Source organism: Nocardioides sp. WS12 (assembly GCF_014108865.1).
Classification (GTDB): domain Bacteria; phylum Actinomycetota; class Actinomycetes; order Propionibacteriales; family Nocardioidaceae; genus Nocardioides.
In genome coordinates this window covers 4,189,450-4,209,330 of record NZ_CP053928.1, presented here as the reverse complement: position 1 = coordinate 4,209,330, position 19,881 = coordinate 4,189,450, and the positions used below count along the sequence as shown (strand labels likewise).

Here is a 19,881-nt window from a genome sequence, read left to right as displayed (position 1 = left end):
TGAGGCTAAGCAAAGGGGCGTAGATTGCCGGTTCGTGCTCGCCAACTTCCTCATCGGACTCCGCGAAGGCCTCGAGGCCGCGCTCGTGGTGAGCATCCTCATCGCGTACCTCGTGAAGACCGATCGGCGTGAGCTCCTTCCGCGGATCTGGCTGGGCGTCGGCATCGCAGTCGCGATCTCGCTGGCCTTCGGTGCCGCCCTCACCTTCGGCCCGCGCGGACTGACCTTCGAGGCGCAGGAGGCGATCGGCGGACTGCTGTCGCTCGTGGCGGTCGCCTTCGTGACCTGGATGATCTTCTGGATGGCCACGGCGGCCCGCGGGCTGGGCGCGGAATTGCGGGGCCAGATCGATCGAGCCGCCTCTGGCAACCGCTGGTCCCTCGCGCTCGTTGCCATGCTCGCCGTCGGGCGGGAAGGTCTCGAGACGGCGCTGTTCCTCTGGGCAGCGACGCAGGCAGGCACCCGCGAGGCCACCGGTGTCGTCGCCCAGACCTGGGAACCCCTGGTCGGTGCATCGCTCGGCATCGCCTGCGCGATCGTCCTCGGTTACCTCATCTATCGCGGCGCGATCAGCCTCAACCTCTCCGTCTTCTTCACCTGGACCGGGGCGTTCCTGATCCTCGTGGCGGGCGGCGTGCTCGCCTACGGCATCCACGACCTGCAGGAGGCGGGCATCCTGCCGGGCCTGCACGACATCGCCTTCGACGTCTCCGCCACGATTCCGCCCTCCTCCTGGTACGGCACCGTCCTCAAGGGCGTCTTCAACTTCTCGCCGGTCACCACGAAGTTCGAGGCCGCCGCATGGCTGGCCTACGTGATCCCCGTCGGCGCCCTGTTCCTGCTGCGCCCCCGACTCATCCAGTCCCGACTTGTCCGATCCCAACGCTCACCCCAGGAGAACTGACTCCATGCGCAAGACCCTGCTCGCCTCGCTGGCCACGCTGGCCGTCGTACCCGCCCTCGCTGCATGCACCGAGAACGCCTCGCCCGATTCCGAGAGCGGCGATGCCCGCACGCTGGCTGTCGCGTCGACCAAGGACGCCTGCGACGTCTCGGCCAAGACCGCTCCGGCGGGCACGATCAGCTTCGACGTCTCCAACACGGGCTCCGACGTCACCGAGTTCTACCTGCTGGCCGAGGACGGGCTCCGGATCGTCGGCGAGGTCGAGAACATTGGGCCGAGCCTCACCAAGACGCTCACCGTCACGGTGCCCGAGGGCGAGTACGTCACCGCATGCAAGCCGGGCATGGTCGGCGAAGGCATCCGCGCCGACTTCAAGGTCACTTCCTCCGACGAGAAGGTGACGGTCAGCGCCGACGAGGCCGAACTCATCGAGCAGGCCACCAACAACTACCGCGCCTACGTCCAGGACCAGACCTCGCAGCTGCTGGTGAAGACGAAGGAGTTCGTCGAGCTCTACAAGGCCGGCGACTCCGACGACGAGGCCCGCGCCCTCTACCCGGTCGCCCGCGAGCACTGGGAGCGGATCGAGACCGTCGCCGAGTCGTTCGGTGACCTCGACCCGAAGATGGATGCCCGCGAGGCCGACGTCGACTTCGCCGCTGGCGAGAAGTGGACCGGCTGGCACGCGATCGAGAAGGACCTCTGGCCGGCCCGTGCAGAGAAGTACGCTGCGTGGACTCCCGAGGAGCGCGCGACGTACGCCGACGACCTGCTCGCCAACACGGTCGAGCTCGACAAGCGGGTCCAGGCCACCGGCACCGGCGCGCTGGAGTACCCGCTCGACGCCATCGCCAACGGCTCGCGCGGCCTGCTCGAAGAGGTCGCGACCGGCAAGGTCACCGGCGAGGAGGAGTTCTGGTCGCGGACCGACCTGTGGGACTTCCAGGCCAATGTCGACGGCGCGCGGATCGCCTTCGAGGGCGTGCAGCCCGTGCTGGAGACCAAGAACGCCGAGCTCGCCGAGCAGCTGACCACCCGCTTCACCGAGCTGAACGAGCTGCTCGACGGCCACCGCAAGGGGGACGGCTTCGTCTACTACGACGAGCTGACCAAGGACGACGTCGACCAGCTGGCCGCCGCCGTCAACACGCTCTCCGAGCCGCTGTCCCACCTCACCGCTGCGGTCGTCTCCTGACGATGACAACAGGGGCAGCAAAGGTCAGCAGGCGCGGGCTCCTCGGCGGTGGCATCGGTGTCGGGGCCGTCGCCGGGGTGGCCGGCGCGTTCGTCGCGGGGCGCGGCACCGCCGATGAGGACGCCGCCGCGGCGGTCGTGTCGTCGTACGCCTTCCGTGGGGAAAGGCAGGCGGGCATCGTCACGCCCGCCCAGGACCGACTGCACTTCGTCGCCCTGGACGTGACCACGGAGGACCGCGACGAACTGATCGGCCTGCTCCAGCAGTGGACCGAGGCTGCTGAGCGGATGACGCAGGGTGGCTCGGCCGGACCGGTCGGCCCGGTCCGGGGGGCGACCGACGTACCGCCCGACGACACCGGCGAGGCGATCGGCCTGCCGGCCAGCCGGCTCACGATCACGTTCGGATTCGGGCCGACGCTGTTTCGCACCACCGACGGCAAGGACCGGTTCGGGATCGCCGATCAGCGACCCGAGGCGCTCGAGCCGTTGCCGCACTTCCGCGGTGACATCGACGACCCGGCCCGTAGCGGCGGGGACATCTGCATCCAGGCGTGCGCCGACGACCCGCAGGTCGCCGTCCACGCGATCCGCAACCTGGTCCGGATGGGCTTCGGGGTCACCGCCGTGCGCTGGTCCCAGTTGGGCTTCGGTCGTACGTCGACGACCTCGACCAGCCAGTCGACCCCGCGCAACCTGTTCGGGTTCAAGGACGGGACGGCGAACGTCAAGGCCGAGGAGGCCCAGGCGCTCGCCGAGCACGTCTGGGTCGGCAAGGACGACGACCAGGCTTCGGGCTGGCTCACGGGCGGGTCCTACCTCGTCACCCGGCGCATCAACATGACCATCGAGGTCTGGGACCGGCAGCCGCTCGGCGACCAGGAGCAGTTCGTCGGCCGCACCAAGGACGCTGGTGCACCGCTGTCCGGTGGCGACGAGTTCACCGACCCCGACTTCGAACTGCCCGGGCGCAGCGGACCGATCATCCCCACCGACGCGCATGTCCGGATCGTCCACCCGGACCAGAACGACGGCGCCCGGATGCTCCGCCGCGGTTACAACTTCGTCGACGGCAGTGATGACATCGGCGGGCTCAACGCCGGCCTGTTCTTCATTGCCTACGTCCGCGACCCGCGCACGCACTTCATCCCCGTGCAACGTCAGATGGCGTCCAGCGACGCGCTCATGGAGTACCTCAAGTTCACCGGATCCGCGCTGTTCGCCGTACCTCCTGGCGTGGCTGCGGGGGAGTACGTCGGCCAGGGACTCTTCGGCTGATTCGACCCGGTCCGGATCTCGTTCACAAGTTAGTAACACGCGATCCGGACGGGTACTGTTGGGCTTCGCACAGCGCCGTGCCCACCCTTTCACCCGCACGATCCTGTGAAGGACCTCGCTGTGACTTCTCGTCCCGTCGTACTCATCGCCGAAGAGCTGAGCCCCGCCACTGTCGAGGCGCTCGGCCCGGACTTCGAGATCCGCCACTGCAACGGTGCCGACCGCGCCGAGTTGCTGCCCGCCATCGCCGACGTCGACGCCATCCTGGTGCGGTCCGCGACGAAGGTGGACGCCGAGGCGCTCGCCGCGGCGAAGCGGCTCAAGGTCGTCGCGCGTGCCGGTGTCGGCCTCGACAACGTCGACGTGAAGGCAGCCACCCAGTCGGGCGTCATGGTCGTCAACGCGCCCACCTCCAATATCGTCTCCGCTGCCGAGCTCGCCGTTGCGCTGATGCTCGCCGCGGCCCGCCACGTGTCGCCGGCCCACGCCGCGCTGCGCAACGGGGAGTGGAAGCGCTCCAAGTACACCGGCATCGAGCTGTTCGAGAAGACCGTCGGCATCGTCGGCCTCGGCCGCATCGGCGTCCTCGTCGCGCAGCGCCTGTCCGCCTTCGGCATGTCCGTCATCGCCTACGACCCCTATGTGCAGGCCGGTCGCGCCGCGCAGATGGGCGTGCGCCTCGTTGACCTCGACACGCTGATGGCCGAGTCGGACTTCATGTCCGTGCACCTGCCCAAGACCCCCGAGACCGCTGGCCTCATCGGCGCCGAGCAGCTCGCGAAGGCCAAGTCCTCGCTCGTGCTGGTCAACGCCGCCCGCGGTGGCATCGTCGACGAGGCCGCGCTGTACGACGCCCTCAAGACTGGCCGCATCGCTGCTGCCGGCCTCGACGTCTTCGCCAAGGAGCCGTGCACCGACAGCCCGCTCTTCGAGCTCGAGAACGTCGTCGCGACGCCGCACCTCGGTGCGTCCACCGACGAGGCGCAGGAGAAGGCCGGCATCGCCGTCGCCAAGTCCGTCCGCCTCGCGCTCTCCGGTGAGCTCGTCCCCGACGCCGTCAACGTCCAGGGTGGCGTGATCGCCGAGGACGTGCGTCCCGGTATCTCCCTCACCGAGAAGCTCGGCCAGATCTTCACCGGTGTCGCCGGTGAGGTCGCCCAGCAGCTCGACGTCGAGGTCCGCGGCGAGATCGCCGAGCACGACGTCAAGGTGCTCGAACTCGCTGCCCTCAAGGGTGTCTTCAGCAGCGTCGTCGAGGACCAGGTCTCCTACGTCAACGCGCCGCTGCTCGCCGCCGAGCGCGGCGTGGCCGTCCGCCTGATCACCGAGAGCGAGAGCCCCGACCACCGCAACCTGATCACGCTCCGCGGCACCCTCGCCGACGGCTCGCAGGTGTCGGTCAGCGGCACGCTCGTCGGTATCCACCAGCGCGAGCGCCTCGTCGAGGTCAACGGCTTCGACATCGACATCGAGCCCACCGACCACCTCGCGTTCTTCACCTACGTCGACCGCCCGGGCATGGTCGGCACCGTCGGCCAGATCCTCGGCCAGGCGCAGGTCAACATCGCCGGCATGCAGGTCTCCCGTGAGACCAAGGGCGGCGAGGCGCTCGTCGCCCTGTCTGTCGACTCGGCCATCCCGGCCGAGACCCTCGCCGAGATCGAGACGGCCATCGAGGCCACCTCGATCCGCGCGGTCGACGTCGTCTAGGCGCGAGTTGGGGTTTGTAGCGCGCGAGTTGGGGTTTCCCTCCTCCGAGTGGTGACTTGTCGTCGTACGGCGCTGCGGCAAACCCCAAGTCGGCGGTCACAAACCCCAAGTCGGCGGTCACAAACCCCAAGTCGCGCTCAGGCGACGAGAACGCTCGCCTTCCCGCTCCGCTTCGTGGAGCGGGGGGCGGCGGTTCGTTCGACGACGGCCCAGGCCGCCGCGATCCGGTTGACCGCCTCCACCAACTGGGGTGCGTCAACGGCGTAGGGGATGCGCAGGTACCGGTCCAGGCCCCCCTCCGGGGCGAACGACGGACCGGGCGCCAGGAGTACGCCGTGTCGCTCGGCTTCCACGGACAGGGCCGTCGCGCCTGCTGAGGGAAGCTGGAGCCACAGCGCCATCCCGCCTGCCGGCATCCGGAAGGTCCAGTCGGGCAGTGTCGTCGCCACGGCCGTGGCGAGGGCGTCGCGCTGCGTCCGCAGTCGGTCGCGCTGCAGGGCCACCATGGCGTCGTGGTCCCCGTTGAGCAGGCGGGTCAGCACCAGTTGCTCGAGCACCGGGGCGCCGAGGTCGAGGCCGACCCGGGCCCGGGTCAGGCGGTCGACGAGCGCGTGGGGTGCGCGGATCCAGCCCAGTCGCAGGCCGCCCCACACGCTCTTGCTGGCGCTGCCCACCGTGACGGCGTCCTTGCTGAAGCACGCGAACGGACGCAGCGCGGGCGCATCGTCCAGGCGAAGCAGGTGGTGGGCCTCGTCGACCACCGCAGTGGCGTCGTTGCGGGCCAGTGTCTTCGCGTACGTCGCGCGCTCGGCCTCCGTCATCACCAGCCCGGTCGGGTTGTGGAAGTCGGGCATCACGTGGACGAGACGCGGACTGGTCCGACCCAGCACCTGGGCCACTGCGTCGAGATCCCAGCCCGACGGATCGAGGGGGATCGACGTGAGTCGCCCGCCGCCGGTCCGCAGTGCCTGTACGGCGTTCGGATAGGTGGGTGACTCGACCAGCACCCGGTCCCGGGGGCCGACCAGGGCGCTGCCGATCACTGCGGTCGCGGCCAGCGCGCCCGGTGTGACGATGATCTGTTCCGGTGCGGTCGGCAACCCCCGGGCGTCGTACGACGCAGCGATAGCGGCTTGCAGGGCGGGCATGCCGGCGGGGTAGTAGCCGTGGCCGCCGAGATGGGCGGGTAGTTCGGCCGCGGCTTCGGTGTAGGCCGCGGCAATGCCGGGCGGTGCGGTGGCGGCGGCGCAGACGAGGTCGATCACGCCCTCGCTGACGTCGGTCGGCCACAGGGCGCGGTCGAGGGCGCGGGTCGGCCCACCCGGCAGGCGGGTGAAGGTGCCGCTGCCCTGCTGGGCCTGGGCGTAGGCGGTGTCGCGGAGGACGGCGTACGCACGCGTGACGGTGGTCCGGGAGACGCCGAGCGCGTCGGTGAGGTCGCGCTCGCTGGGCAGACGGGTGCCATAGGCGATCCGGCCGTCGCCGATCAGTTCGCGCAGGGCGTCGGCCAGGCCGACGTACGCGGGGGAGCGGTCGAACCCTTCGACCAGGGTGGCGAGTCGCGAGGCTGCGAGGAAAGTGGACTGCTCCATGCAGGCCACTGTAACTGGATTGGCTATTTGGCAACAGTCCAATCCCGGGGAGAGTGGAAGCATGTCCTTGGCCGTCCACCCCTCGCCCACGCCCTCGCCCACGCCCGCACTCGTCGACCTCGGCCCGATCGCGCAGCTGCGTGCCGGCCGTCTCGTACGACGCCTCGCGCAGCTGTTCCTCGGGCTGGCGCTCTACGGGGTCAGCCTGGCGATGATGGTGTTGGGCGACATCGGCCTGGCGCCGTGGGACGTGCTGCACTCGGGCTTCATCCGCCACGTGCCGATCACCCTCGGGCAGGCGGTCGTGCTGTTCAGCTTCGTGGTGCTGGTGTTCTGGATCCCGCTGCGGGAGAAGCCGGGCGTCGGCACCATCGCGAACGCGCTCGTCGTGGGCATGTCCGCGGACGCGACGCTCGCCGTGTTCGACGCGCCCGACAACCTCGCGGCCCGGATCGGCCTGATGGTCGGCGGCGTCCTGCTGTGCGGCCTGGCCACGGCGCTCTACATCGGTGCGCAGTTGGGCCGCGGCCCCCGTGACGGCCTGATGACCGGGCTCCACCGCCGTACCGGCCTCTCCATCCGGCTGGTCCGCACCGTCCTCGAGGTCGGCGTGGTCGTCATCGGCCTGGTGCTCGGGGGCACCTTGGGCCTCGGCACTGTCGTCTTCGCGTTGACCATCGGTCCGATCGCCCAGTGGCTGATGCCGCTGTTCCTCATCGAGCTGCAGGCGGACCTGCAGTCGGGGATGCCCGGGGATGCCCCCGAGACTGCCCCTGAAATCGTCGCCTGACCCTGCATGAAGCGGGGGGTGGCTGGATAGGCTCCCCCTCATGACCACCGACGGTTCCCAGGCCCCTGCCCCCGAGCCCAGTCCGCTCGCACCCCCCGAGGCCGTTCTGACGCTGACTGCGCCGGAAGCGGCCGCGCCCGTCGTCGAGACCGCAGCGCCGAAGATGGCGCCGCAGGTTGCGGCTGCGATGGTGCCCGAACTGGATGCCAAGGTCGACAACTTCCTGACCGCGCTGACCAGCACGAAGGCCGGCAGTCCGGAGTTCGCGGCACAGGCCGAGAACGTTCGCACCATGGGTGACGCGGACATCCGCAAGGCCGCCGAGACGTCCAACCGGATGCTCGACAAGCCGGTGATGGCGCTCAAGGAAGGCGGCATCGCGCAGGGTTCCAAGGTCGGCAAGACGCTGCTCGAACTGCGTCGTACGGTCGAGGACCTCGACCCCGGGCAGGCCACCGGTGTCAAGAAGTGGTTCGACAAGCTGCCCTTCAACGACAAGATCGAGGACTACTTCCGCAAGTACCAGTCCTCGCAGAGCCAGCTCAACGGCATCCTGCACTCGCTGCGCAGCGGGCAGGACGAGCTGACCCGGGACAACGTCGCGCTCAACCTCGAGAAGACGAACCTGTGGTCGGTCATGGGTCGCCTCAACCAGTACATCTACGTCGCCGAGAAGCTCGACACGAAGCTGTCGGCCCGCATCGCCGAGCTCGAACTCAGTGACCCGGACACCGCCAAGACGCTGTCGCAGGACGTGCTGTTCTACGTCCGCCAGAAGCACCAGGACCTGCTGACGCAGCTCGCGGTGTCGATCCAGGCCTACCTGGCGATCGACATCATCATCAAGAACAACATCGAGCTCATCAAGGGTGTCGACCGGGCGTCCACCACGACGATGTCCGCGCTGCGGACTGCCGTCATCGTGGCGCAGGCGCTGAACAACCAGAAGCTCGTGCTCGACCAGATCACCGCGCTCAACACCACGACGTCGAACATGATCCAGCGCACCTCGGAGATGCTCAAGGAGAACTCCGCTGCGATCCAGGAGCAGGCGGCGTCCTCGACGATCGGCATGGAGCAGTTGCAGGCGGCGTTCGCCAACATCTACGCCACCATGGACTCGATCGACGAGTTCAAGCTCAAGGCCCTCGACAACATGTCGACCACGATCGGTGTCCTCGAGACCGAGGTGCAGAAGTCCAAGGCCTACATCGAGCGGGTGCAGCAGCACGACTCCCGCAACGCCGCCGGCACGCTCAACATCTCCTGACTCGGGCGACGAGCAGGCAGGACGATCATCGCGTGGGAATGAAGTCGTGGTGGCAGCGTGCCCGGGGTTCCGGGAAGGTGGTGGAGTCGGGGTACGTCGTCCCGCCGGCGCCGACCGAGCAGGACATCCTTGCTGCGCTGAACCGGGTCAACGCCATGCTGCGCGAGGGCAACGCGCCGCCCGTGGTCATCTCGCGGGTGGTCCGGATCGCGCAGACCATCCACCAGACGCTGCCGCGGCTGCGGCAGCTCGGGCTCGGCAGCATGGAGAGCTACTCCGTGGTGGCGACCGCGACCGACTACCTGCCTGAGGCCGTCGGTGGCTACCTCCGGTTGCCGCGCGACTGGGCCGACACCCGGCCGATCGACGGCCACAAGACCGCCTTGGTGATCCTCATCGAGCAACTCGAACTGCTCGGGTCCACCATGGACAAGATCTTCGATGCCGCGAACCGCGCGGACGCCCAGGCCCTGGTCGCCCACGGGCAGTTCCTCGCCGCGAAGTTCGGCCACGCGTCCGACGGTGGCCCCGACCTCACCCTGGGAGCACCGTGAAGAACTCCGGTACGACGACCCTGGCCGCCGCGCTCGCCGCGCTCGTCGCTGCGGCCCGCGCTGCTGGCGTCGACGAGACGGCCGCACGCGCTGAGGGCGAGGCCGTGGCAGCGACCGTGTCCGAGCGCTCCCGCGGTGCGTTCGTGGTGTGGTCGGAGCAGACCGGTCGCGCGGTCTCGGCCGAGGAGCACGCCCAGGCGGCCAAGCGGGGCAACCGGTTCCGCGCCGGCCCGACGCCGCTGATGGCGCAGTTGCTGCTGGCGAAGTCGACGCACTCGGCTGACTACGCCGGCGCACTGGCCGACGTGGCCCTCGCCGGGAGCGCACTGGGGGAGCCCGGTCCTGACGCGATCGGTGCCGCAACGACGGTGACGACCGCGCAACTGGGTGGCGGGTTCACCGTCCGCAATCTCGAAGGTCCCGCGTCGGGCAGGGGAGCGTTCGACCTCCCCGAGCGCCAGCCGGTCCCCGGTTTCGGTGACGACATGCTCGACCAGGTCCGTCGCGTCGGTGAGCAGGTACGACGCCAGCTGGGTGCGCTGGACGGCGCCGTGCCGCCGGACCCGTCGCTGGTTGAGGTGCGAGGTGCGCCAGCACCGAGCCTCGAAACCACCGAGGGGACACAGGCCCAGGCCGCCGAACCGGAGACCCCGGTCGTCGAGGAGCCCGAGCCCGAGGAGCCGACGAAGAGCGTCGAAGAACTCCTCGCCGAGCTGGACGCCCTCACCGGCCTGAAGAACGTGAAGGGCGAGATCCACCGGCAGGCCGCCGTACTCCGGGTGGAGGGGCTGCGGAAGAAGGCCGGCCTCGAGAGCCCGACCATCACGCGGCACCTCGTCTTCAACGGCAACCCCGGCACCGGCAAGACCACGGTCGCGCGACTGGTGGCCGGCATCTACCGCGCCCTCGGGCTGCTCTCCAAGGGTCAGCTCGTCGAGTGCGACCGGTCCGAGCTGGTCGCCGGCTACCTCGGGCAGACCGCCCAGAAGACGGCCGAGCTGGTGAAGTCCGCCGAGGGCGGTGTGCTGTTCATCGACGAGGCGTACTCGCTCTCGGGTGACCAGTACGGCAAGGAAGCCATCGACACCCTGGTGAAGGAGATGGAGGACAAGCGCGACGACCTCGTCGTCATCGTCGCCGGCTACCCGCTCCCGATGGCCATCTTCATCTCGGAGAACCCCGGCCTCGAGAGCCGGTTCCGCACCACCATCGACTTCGCCGACTACACCGACGACGAGCTGGCCGAGATCTTCGCCGGCATGGCCAAGGGCGCCGATTACGACGCCGGTGACGACGTGGTTGCCCGGCTGCGCGAGATCCTCGGCGAGGCCCACCGCGGCCCGTCGTTCGGCAACGCGCGCTTCGTCCGCAACCTGTTGGAGGCGGCCATCGGCCACCACGCCTGGCGGTTGCGGGAGATCACCGAGCCGACGCTCGAGCAGTTGCGCACCCTCGAACCGGACGACCTCGTGGTCGACCCGAACGAGGCGTCGGCCGAGCCTGCCGTCGAGGACGGCGTCGTCGTACCGCCCGAGGACGCCGCGCCGGCCGAACCGGTCGACCCGTTCGGCGACGACGCCACGGCCGCCCGCCCGGCCCCTGAACCGACCCCGTTGGTCGAGCCTGTCGAGACCCAGGAGGAATCGTGAGCCAGACCGCCACCCCCCAGGCGGCACCGCCGCCCCCGGCTGCCGCACCGGCACCCGCGCCGGCGCAGGCGACCGCAGTCCAGCCCGCACCAGGTCTCGTCGACACCCCCGCGCTGCTGAACCGCTGGCAGTTGATCGGCATGTCCGTCGCGATCCTGTTCGGGATCCTGAGCGCACTGATGCAGTTCCTTGGTTGGCAGTCCGACGGTCGAGCGGCCGACGACACCGAGCAACTGGTGCGGGTCCAGGAGATCCAGTCCTCGCTGCTCCGCGCCGACGCCCTCGCGACGAATGCGTTCCTTGTCGGTGGTCTTGAAGACCCCGACCAGCGCAAGGAGTACGACGACGCGATCGCGTCGGTGCTGCGCAACATCACCGATGCCGCCGATGCCCAGCCCGCTGATCGCGCGGTCCTCGCGGACCTCAATGTGCAGGTAGCCAACTACGCCACAGCGGTCGCCCAAGCCCGCGACAACAACCGGCAGGGCTTTCCCGTCGGTGCGGAGTACCTCGGCGGTGCGAGCAGTGCCCTGCGGGGCGAGGCACTGCCAATCCTCGACGCCTTGGTGAAGGCCAACACCGATCGGGCGGAGGGCGCCATGGCCGGGCAGCACCCGTTCTGGCTGTTCGTGCTCGGGATCCTCGCTCTGGTGGCGCTCGTCTGGCTCAACCGTCAGTTGGCGCAACACTTCCGTCGTCGGATCAACAAGGGCCTCGCCATCGCGGCGGTGATCGTGCTTGTCGTCACCGTCGTGACGGCATTCGCCGCACTGCTGCGCGATAATTCGAATGACAGCTTGCGCGGCGGTGACCTTGCCGTGGCGATTGATCAGGCGGACGCGCGTACTGCAGCGAACGACTCCAAGGCAATCGAGAGCCTGCGGCTCATCAAGCGCGGATCTGGCCCGGCATTCGAGGCGCAGTGGGGGGAGTCCGCGAAGTCGGTGGAAGCATCGCTCAGGCGTGACACCGGGGAGTCCTGGACGGACTACAAGGCTGTCCATCAGAAGATCGTCGAGCTCGATGACAGCGGCGACTGGGCCGCGGCACGCGACCTCGCGACGACTCCCGATACGGAAGGATCCTCTGCTGCGCTCGACCGGTTCGACAGCGCATCGAAGGAGATCGTGGCCACCGCGGGCGAGAACGTCACCGACGACCTTCGCAGCGGCCGGACTCTGGCACTGATCCTGAGTGGCGTCACGCTGCTGCTCGGTGTGCTGGCGGCCGCGGCTGTTACTCGAGGTATCGGCGAGCGTCGGAGGGAGTTCTCATGATCTGGATCCGGACACGACGCGCCCTACTCGGCGCCGCTGCCGGGGTGCTGTTGCTCGGCGCTTGTGGGTACGACGCGACGGTGGTTCCCAAGCCAGACGTTGAAGAGTCCAGTCAGGCGGCTCCGGCGGTACCCGTCGAGTGTGACAACGCTACGGAGTCGTACGCGTCGAGCGGCGATCGCACTGCGGCCCTGCGTGAGCTCACGGATCGTGGTCAACTCGTCGTCGGCGTCTCGGCGGACACACTGAAGCTCGGGTCTGCGAATCCGTTCAACAAGAGCACCATCGAAGGTTTCGACATCGATGTCGCAAAGGCGATCGCCGGTGCGTTGGGCGTCCAGCTCAAGCTGCGCGTCATTGTGGCGGCCGATCGGATCAAGCTGCTGAAGTCCGGTGACATCGACATCGTCGCCCGCAACATGACGATGAACTGCGCTCGTTGGACGGAGATCGGGTTCTCCGCGGTCTACTACAACGCCACGCAGAAGGTGCTGGTCCGAAAGGACGCCGACGGGCGCTACCTCAAGTACAAGGGTCCTCAGGACCTGGCCGGCCTCCGCGTCTGTGCGCCGGCCGGCTCGACGAGCATCGACAACATCACCAGGATCGAGCCCGACGCGGTCCCGGTGGCCGCCGCCAACCACACCGGCTGCCTGATCAAGTTCCAGAACGGTGAGGTCGAGGCGATCACCGGTGACGACACCGTGCTGGCCGGCCTCGTCGCGCAGGACAAGTACGCCGTCGTACCGGATCAGCAGAAGCTCACCGATGAGCCCTACGGCATCGGAGCCAACAAGGACGACGTCGACCTGATCAGGTTCATCAACTCCGTCCTTGACGAGCGTCGGAGCAACGGTGCGTGGCAGTCGTCGTACAACACCTGGCTCAAGCCCTATCTGGGGGACGCTTCGGCACCCGCGCCGAAGTACGGCCGGTGATCGTGGAGCAGGTGACCGCGATGACCGCCACTGCGCCGACCGCGCCCGGCAAGCTCGGGGACGCGCTGGATCCTGCTGCGATCCAGCGCTACCTCGGCGAGCTGGACGCGTGGTTGCGGGCGCGGCGCTCCGAGCTCGACGAGCTCGACCGGGCCGCCCTCGGTGCGGGCCGGGGTGCCGAGCTCACCGGCGACATGTCGCTGGCGCTCGCGTTGTGGAAGGCGACGTCGGACCGGTACCAGCTGGTTTCCGCGACCTGGGACGGCGGCCGCGTGCTCACGCAGGAACGGGAACGGATCTCCGCGCTGATCTGGGGACGCCTCGACGGCGCCACCGAACTGCCCGGCGGGTTGGCGGTCTCGCTGCCCGAAGCGGGACGGCTGTGTGACGCGCTCACCGGCCAGTTGCGTAGCCGCCTGGCGCTGGTCCCGGGTGCTGATGAGTCGGCTGCGCGGGTGCGTGAACTGCGCGCCCAGCTGGAGCGGATCCGGGACCAGGTCGGCCTCGAACCGGCCACCCGCCGCGACGACGCGGTCCACACGCTCGCCGGCCTGATGAGTCGGCTCCAGGAGATCGCGGCCCGTGCCGAGCGCGGTGCCGACGTCGGTGGCCTGCTCGGTCCCATCGAGGCCGAGGCCACGACGTTCGAACGCGACCTCATCGTCGGCAACGCGCGCCGCCGTGACGCCCGCAGCCAGGTGCTGTCGGCCCGCGAACTGCGCGCCGACCTCGAAGCCCGTGAAGCCGCGCTCGAGAAGCTTGCCGCCACCTGCGTCGCGACCGTCGACCCGGCGCCGCGGTACGCCGTCCCCGACGTCGAACTTCTCGGTCCGGTCCCGGTCACGCCGGACGAGATCGGCGCCTATCTTCAGCGCCTGGACCGGGTTTCCCAGGCATTCGAGGTCGTCCAGCACGCGTACTCCGACGCCCTCGAGGAGCACGCCCAGCTCGTCGCGCTGCTCGATGCGTACGTCGCCAAGGCCCGCGCCGCCGGCGTGGCTGATCACCCCGACCTCGTCGAGAGCGAGCGCGCCGCCCGCGGGCTCCTCGAACGACGCCCGTCGCCGATGGCCGTCGCCCGGCAACTCGTCACCACTTACCAGACCTGGCTAGCGAAAGAGAGCACCTCATGAGCTCAGGAGCCTGCACCCAACCCGGTTGCACGGGCAGCATCGTCGACGGCTACTGCGACGTGTGCGGCATGGCCGGAACCGGCGGGGTCTCGACAAGCTCGACCAACGGGGGAGGTGCTGCTCCGGCCGCGTCCACGCCCGCAGCCTCCATGCCCGCCGCGACCGGTGCCGCCAACACCTGCCAGCAGGCGGGCTGCACCGGCCGGATCCTCGACGGCTACTGCGACGTCTGCGGCTCGCCAGCCGTGCCGGGTGCCAAGGTCGCCGAGGTCGCCGCGCTGCAGGAGTCCCAGCCGCTGTCCGGCCGCGAGGGTACGGCGGCGACGGCCGCCAGCCGCGTCCAGTCGGCCGCGATCGGCTCGAAGCGGGCCGGGTCGACCGGCAGCCTCGCCACTCGCCGCACCCGCACCGGGTCGCAGCGGATGCGGTCGGCCCGCCTCGGCGCCGGCCTCACCGTCGTACCGCCTGCGCCGCCGGTGGATGCCGCCAAGGCGATCATGGCCAACCCGCAGGTCCCCGAGGACAAGCGGAGTTGCTCCAAGTGCGGCAAGGCCGTGGGCCGCGCCATCGACGGCGTGCCGGGCCGGAGCGAGGGCTTCTGCCCCAACTGTGGCCAACCGTTCTCCTTCACGCCCAAGCTCGTCTCCGGTGACCTGGTCGCCGGCCAGTACGAAGTGGCGGGCGCTCTCGCGCACGGTGGCCTCGGCTGGATCTACCTCGCCCGTGACCGCAACGTCTCCAACCGGTGGGTCGTGCTCAAGGGCCTGCTCAACTCCGGCGACCCCGACGCGCTGGCCGCAGCGATCGCCGAGCAGCAGTTCCTCGCGCAGGTCGAGCACCCGCTGATCGTCGAGATCTACAACTTCGTGACGCACGAAGGTGCCGGCTACATCGTCATGGAGTACGTCGGCGGCAAGTCGCTCAAGCAGATCCTGAAGCAGCGGATGTCGGCCAACAACGGCGCCTACGACCCGTTGCCCGTTGACCAGGCGCTGGCCTACATCCTCGAGCTGTTGCCGGCCTTCCAGTACCTCCACGACCTCGGTCTCGTGTACTGCGACTTCAAGCCCGACAACATGATCCAGGTCGGCGACGCGATGAAGCTGATCGACCTCGGTGGCGTGCGCCGGATCGATGACCAGGAGTCGGCGATCTACGGCACGGTCGGCTACCAGGCGCCCGAGGTGGCCGAGGTCGGGCCGACGGTGGCGTCCGACATCTACACGATCGGTCGCACCCTCGTCGTCCTCACGATGGAGTTCCGCGGCTACCAGGGCACCTACCTGCACAGCCTGCCGCCCGTGGACGCGACGCCGCTGTTCCAGCAGTACGACTCGCTCTACCACCTGCTCGCGAAGTGCTGTGCGCCCGATCCGGCCGACCGCTTCGCCTCGGTCGACGAACTGCGCACCCAGGTGCTCGGTGTGCTGCGCGAGATCGTCGCCCGCCGCCGCCAGGGTACGGCGACCACGTCGGCTGCCTCAGTGCTCTTCGAGTCGCCCGCCACGGCCCGTCCGATCACCGAGTGGAGCCAGCTGCCGAAGCTGCGCGAGGACACCACCGACCCGCAGTACAGCTGGCTCTCCACGATCAGCTCGGACGACCCGAAGCAGCGCCTTGCCGACCTGCTCCAGGCACCCGAGGACAGCGCCGAGGTGTGGCTGGCACGGTCCCGTGCCTCGCTGGACCTCGTCGATCCGGTGGCCGCGAAGTCCCACGCGCAGGCGCTGCTCGCCGACGACCCGTGGGAGTGGCGCGCACTGTGGATCGAGGGACTCGCCGCCGTACAGGCCGAGGACTGGGAGATCGCGAAGGCGTCGTTCAACGCCGTCTACCAGCAGGTGCCCGGTGAGCTCGCGCCCAAGCTCGCCCTCGCCTTCGCGTGCGAGCGCGGGGGACTGCCCGAGGTCTCCGAGGGGCTCTACCAGGTGTGTGCGTCCACCGACGCCGCCTACGTCCCGCCAGCCGCCTTCGGTATGGCGCGGGTGCGTGCCGGGCGCAAGGACACGGCCGGCGCTGTGGCTGCGCTGGACCTGGTGCCGACCACGAGCCGCGGCTACACCGAGAGCCGCCAGCAGCGGGCCGAGGTGTTGCTGTCCGGTGGCGGCCAGGACATTGCGGTGCTCGACCAGGCGATGCGCACCATCGAGACCTCCAGCGTCGACGGCCAGACCCGCCAGCGCTTCACCGTGCGGATCCTCGGCGAGGCACTGCCCGTCGTGTCCGGCGCGGCCAAGGTGCCGGCCGGTGCGAAGATCGGCTCCGTCGCCGCCACCGAGGCCGGGGTGCGTGACGGACTCGAGAACGCCCTGCGTTCCCTTGCCCGTGACAGCATCGACCTCAAGGAGCGGGTGGCCCTGGTCAACCAGGCCAACGCCGTCCGGAACTGGAGCCTCACGTGACCTGTCCCTCCTGCGGTGCCTCGGTCGCCGCCGGTGCTCGCTTCTGCGAGAGCTGCGGCGCGCAGATCGGCCAGCCGGACGCCGTACCAGCTGCGCCCGCGGCCGTCGACGACCACCCGCTGGGGGACGCTCCGATCAGCGCTCCGACGCGCAAGCCGGCGTCGTCACTGCCCGACCCGCCGCCCGTCGGCCGCCGCCCTTGCGTTGAGTGCGGGGGAGAGGTCGGTCCCGATCTCTATTGCCTGAAGTGCGGCACCAAGGCACCGAGCGAGCGCGACCACTTCCGTGAGCAGCCGGCGCCCTGGGTGGCTGGCGTCTGCGACAAGGGTGTCGGCAAGGCCCGCAACGAGGACTCGATGGCACTGCTCGCCGGTGCCGAGCCCGGCTCCCGTGCGGTGCTCGTGGTGATGGACGGTGTCTCGAACTCCGTCGACTCCGACGTCGCCTCCATGGCCGGCGCCCGCGCCGCACGCGAGGTGCTGCGGATGCCCCTCCCTGCCGGCATGGGTACGACGGGAGGCCGGCAGGCTGCGGGCGCGAAGGTGTTGGCGGATGCTGCGGCAGCCGCGAACACCGCGATCATCGCCGTCACCGACCCGGACTCGACGAACCCCGCGTCGGCGACGTTCAGCGCCGCCGTCCTCGAGGGAAACCAGGTCAGCTGGGCCAACATCGGCGACTCCCGCACGTACTGGCTGCCCGACGCCGGCACCCCCGTGCAGCTGAGCGTGGACGACTCGGTCGCCCAGGAGCAGATCGCCGGCGGCATGGCCCGCGAAGCGGCTGAGACCGGACCGCAGGCCCACGCGATCACGAAGTGGCTGGGCCGTGACTCGGAGGACTTCGTCCCGACGGGCGGCACCCTCGAACTCACCGAGTCCGGCTGGTTGCTGGCCTGTTCCGACGGCTTGTGGAACTACTGCTCCACGCCCGAGGCGATGGCCGAGCAACTCCGCGCGACGGCGGCGACCGATCCGGCAGCCATCGCGCTGGCCCTGGTCGCGTTCGCCAACAGTTGCGGCGGACACGACAACATCACTGCAGCGCTTGCCCGGGTCGATTTCCCTGTGCTCGGGCACAATGACCAGACCCCAACGCCCGCTGTGCCGGGCACCCCAGGAGGAGAGCCGACCGATGGCTGAGTTCACCGCCGCCGTCTACCAGAACGAGTTCCTCGCTGACGGAGGGACCGACGTCAACGCGATCGTGACGATCACCTGCAAGGGTGCCGGCACGGCCGGGCAGTCCGGATCGGGTGGTGCCGGCGAGATCATCATCGTCGACACGTCGGGATCGATGGGGCCGGCCACGATGGCTGCCGCCAAGGATGCCGCGCAGGCCGCGGTCGCCGAGATCGTCGACGGCACCTGGTTCGCCGTCATCGCCGGCGCCGACCGCGCGATGCTGGCCTATCCGCAGGTCGCCAGTGGCCCCGGCATGATCCGGATGGACGAGCGCGCGCGGGCCGACGCCTCCGCCGCCATCGGCCGTTTCGTCGGAAGCGGTGGTACGGCGATCAGCACCTGGCTCGACCTCGCCGGTCAGCTCTTCAACTCGGTGCCCGAGGCCACCCAGCGCCACGTCCTGCTGCTCACCGACGGTGAGAACCGCGAGCGTCCCGGTCGACTCGACGAGGCCATCAACCGGGCGACCGGCTACTTCCAGGCCGACTGCCGTGGGGCGGGCACGGACTGGCAGGTCGCGGAGATCCGGCGGATCTCGCAGGCCCTGCTCGGGACCGTCGACATCATTCCGCGGCCCGACCAGATGAAGGCCCAGTTCCAGGAGATCATGCGCGCCGCCATGTCGCGCGGTGTCGCGGACGCCTCGCTCCGGGTCTGGACGCCGCAGGGCTCGCAGGTGCTGTTCGTCCGCCAGGTCTCGCCGACCGTCGAGGACCTCACCAACCGTCGGACGCCGGTCAACCCGCTCACGGGCGACTACCCGACGGGTGCGTGGGCCGACGAGTCCCGCGACTACCACGTCGCGATCCGGGTGCCGGCCAAGGCGATCGGTCAGGAGCAGCTGGCCGCTCGCGTGCAGCTCGCGCTCGGCGACGACGTCGTCACGCAGGCGCTGGTGAAGGCCACCTGGTCCAACAACTCCGAGCTCACCGCCAAGATCGACCGGCAGGTCGCCCACTACACCGGGCAGGCCGAGTTGGCCGACATGATCCAGGAGGGTCTGGCCGCCAAGGCTGCTGGCGACGAGGCGACCGCAACGACCAAGCTCGGCCGTGCGGTCCAGCTCGCTGCCGAGACCGGCAACGACGAGGCGACCAGCAAGCTGAAGAAGGTCGTCGACGTCGACAACGAGAAGGAAGGCACCGTGCGCCTGAAGCGGGCGGTCGAGAAGGCCGACGAGATGGCGCTCGACACGGCTTCCACGAAGACCACACGGATCCGCAAGGACCCCTCGTGAGCACCTGCCCGTCCGGGCACGACTCGGCGTCCGACGACTACTGCGACGTCTGCGGCCTGCCGATCCCGGCGGACGGCGGATCCAGTACTCCGTCCGCGCCCGCCGAGGCACCGGCCGACGACGCGCCTGCTGATGCCGGCGCCACGGCCTGCCCGCACTGCCAGGCCACCAACCCGCCGAACGCCCTGTTCTGCGAGGCCTGCGGCTACGACTTCACCACCGGGTCGATGCCGCGACCGTTCACGCCGCCGTCGATCCTCGACCTCGGCGCCCCGGACGCGGGTACGGCGGAAGCGAAGCCTGCCGCGCCCGCTGACCCTGCTCCGGCGGCTCCCGCGGCCACCCCGCTCGCGCCGCCCCTGAAGGGCTCGTGGGTGGCGGAGATCTGGATCGACCCGGACTGGTACGCCGACCAGGAGTCCACGGACCCGCTCCCGTCCGCGGGGGTGCCGACCGTCGTACAACTGAAGACGACGTCGATCCTGGTGGGTCGGACCTCGCGCAGCCGTGGCATCCACCCCGACATCGACCTCGTCGCCGACAATGGCATCAGCCGCCGGCACTGCCAGTTGACCACCGACGGCACGCGCTGGTGGGTCGAGGACCTCGGCTCGTCCAATGGCACCTACCTCGGCACCATCGGCTCGCTGCCCAAGGACCCGATCCCGGCGGGGGAGAAGCGCGAGATCGGCCCCGACGGCCGGGTCTACCTCGGTGCCTGGACCCGCATCGTCGTCCGCAAGGCGACCCCCGGCGAATTCTGACGATC

16 protein-coding genes are annotated in these 19,881 nt (G+C 69.7%); 15 read left to right on the top strand and 1 reads right to left on the bottom strand.

What is annotated here, in order from left to right; translation table 11 throughout:
- Nucleotides 1–34 precede the first annotated feature (34 nt).
- From efeU to serA, 4 genes are all read left to right on the top strand, one after another.
- Nucleotides 35–904 carry an iron uptake transporter permease EfeU gene (gene efeU, locus HRC28_RS20355; protein ID WP_182377209.1) on the top strand — a complete coding sequence of 290 codons (870 nt, stop codon included), beginning with the start codon at nt 35–37 and terminating at the stop codon, nt 902–904.
- Nucleotides 905–908: 4 nt separating this feature from the next.
- The gene (gene efeO / locus HRC28_RS20350; protein WP_182377208.1) at nt 909–2,099 is read left to right on the top strand and encodes an iron uptake system protein EfeO; all 1,191 of its coding nucleotides are present in this window, start codon (nt 909–911) and stop codon (nt 2,097–2,099) included.
- Between the two features lie 2 nt (nt 2,100–2,101).
- Nucleotides 2,102–3,376, top strand: a complete 1,275-nt coding sequence (efeB, locus tag HRC28_RS20345; protein ID WP_182377207.1) for an iron uptake transporter deferrochelatase/peroxidase subunit — start codon at nt 2,102–2,104, stop codon at nt 3,374–3,376.
- A gap of 120 nt (nt 3,377–3,496) precedes the next feature.
- On the top strand, nt 3,497–5,086 hold the full coding sequence (gene serA, locus HRC28_RS20340) for a phosphoglycerate dehydrogenase (protein WP_182377206.1): 1,590 nt from the start codon (nt 3,497–3,499) through the stop codon (nt 5,084–5,086).
- Nucleotides 5,087–5,223: 137 nt separating this feature from the next.
- On the opposite strand, the gene HRC28_RS20335 is transcribed toward serA, so the two are convergent.
- On the bottom strand, nt 5,224–6,678 hold the full coding sequence (locus HRC28_RS20335) for a PLP-dependent aminotransferase family protein (protein ID WP_182377205.1): 1,455 nt from the start codon (nt 6,676–6,678) through the stop codon (nt 5,224–5,226).
- Between the two features lie 61 nt (nt 6,679–6,739).
- Here HRC28_RS20335 and HRC28_RS20330 point away from each other — a divergent pair, with 61 nt between their 5' ends.
- From HRC28_RS20330 to HRC28_RS20280, 11 genes are read left to right on the top strand one after another with little or no spacing between them, the layout of a single operon-like run.
- Nucleotides 6,740–7,468: a hypothetical protein gene (locus HRC28_RS20330; protein WP_182377204.1), complete on the top strand. Its 729-nt coding sequence runs from the start codon at nt 6,740–6,742 to the stop codon at nt 7,466–7,468.
- Between the two features lie 40 nt (nt 7,469–7,508).
- Nucleotides 7,509–8,738, top strand: a complete 1,230-nt coding sequence (locus tag HRC28_RS20325) for a toxic anion resistance protein (RefSeq protein WP_182377203.1) — start codon at nt 7,509–7,511, stop codon at nt 8,736–8,738.
- Between the two features lie 38 nt (nt 8,739–8,776).
- On the top strand, nt 8,777–9,292 hold the full coding sequence (locus tag HRC28_RS20320) for a hypothetical protein (protein WP_237111877.1): 516 nt from the start codon (nt 8,777–8,779) through the stop codon (nt 9,290–9,292).
- Nucleotides 9,289–10,941, top strand: a complete 1,653-nt coding sequence (locus HRC28_RS20315) for an AAA family ATPase (protein ID WP_237111583.1) — start codon at nt 9,289–9,291, stop codon at nt 10,939–10,941. The genes HRC28_RS20320 and HRC28_RS20315 overlap by 4 nt, the downstream gene beginning before the upstream one ends.
- Nucleotides 10,938–12,218 (top strand): hypothetical protein, encoded by a 1,281-nt coding sequence (locus tag HRC28_RS20310; RefSeq protein WP_182377201.1) that lies wholly within the window; start codon nt 10,938–10,940, stop codon nt 12,216–12,218. The genes HRC28_RS20315 and HRC28_RS20310 overlap by 4 nt, the downstream gene beginning before the upstream one ends.
- Nucleotides 12,215–13,156: a glutamate ABC transporter substrate-binding protein gene (locus HRC28_RS20305; RefSeq protein WP_182377200.1), complete on the top strand. Its 942-nt coding sequence runs from the start codon at nt 12,215–12,217 to the stop codon at nt 13,154–13,156. The genes HRC28_RS20310 and HRC28_RS20305 overlap by 4 nt, the downstream gene beginning before the upstream one ends.
- A 20-nt stretch (nt 13,157–13,176) precedes the next feature.
- The gene (locus tag HRC28_RS20300; RefSeq protein ID WP_182377199.1) at nt 13,177–14,289 is read left to right on the top strand and encodes a hypothetical protein; all 1,113 of its coding nucleotides are present in this window, start codon (nt 13,177–13,179) and stop codon (nt 14,287–14,289) included.
- Nucleotides 14,286–16,691 carry a serine/threonine-protein kinase gene (locus HRC28_RS20295; protein ID WP_182377198.1) on the top strand — a complete coding sequence of 802 codons (2,406 nt, stop codon included), beginning with the start codon at nt 14,286–14,288 and terminating at the stop codon, nt 16,689–16,691. The genes HRC28_RS20300 and HRC28_RS20295 overlap by 4 nt, the downstream gene beginning before the upstream one ends.
- Entirely contained in the window at nt 16,688–17,833 is a 1,146-nt protein-coding gene (locus HRC28_RS20290) for a protein phosphatase 2C domain-containing protein (RefSeq protein ID WP_182377197.1), read from the top strand. The genes HRC28_RS20295 and HRC28_RS20290 overlap by 4 nt, the downstream gene beginning before the upstream one ends.
- Nucleotides 17,826–19,112: a VWA domain-containing protein gene (locus HRC28_RS20285; RefSeq protein ID WP_182377196.1), complete on the top strand. Its 1,287-nt coding sequence runs from the start codon at nt 17,826–17,828 to the stop codon at nt 19,110–19,112. The genes HRC28_RS20290 and HRC28_RS20285 overlap by 8 nt, the downstream gene beginning before the upstream one ends.
- Nucleotides 19,109–19,876 carry an FHA domain-containing protein gene (locus HRC28_RS20280; protein WP_182377195.1) on the top strand — a complete coding sequence of 256 codons (768 nt, stop codon included), beginning with the start codon at nt 19,109–19,111 and terminating at the stop codon, nt 19,874–19,876. Before HRC28_RS20285 ends, HRC28_RS20280 begins: the two co-directional genes overlap by 4 nt.
- The last annotated feature ends 5 nt before the right edge of the window (nt 19,877–19,881 follow it).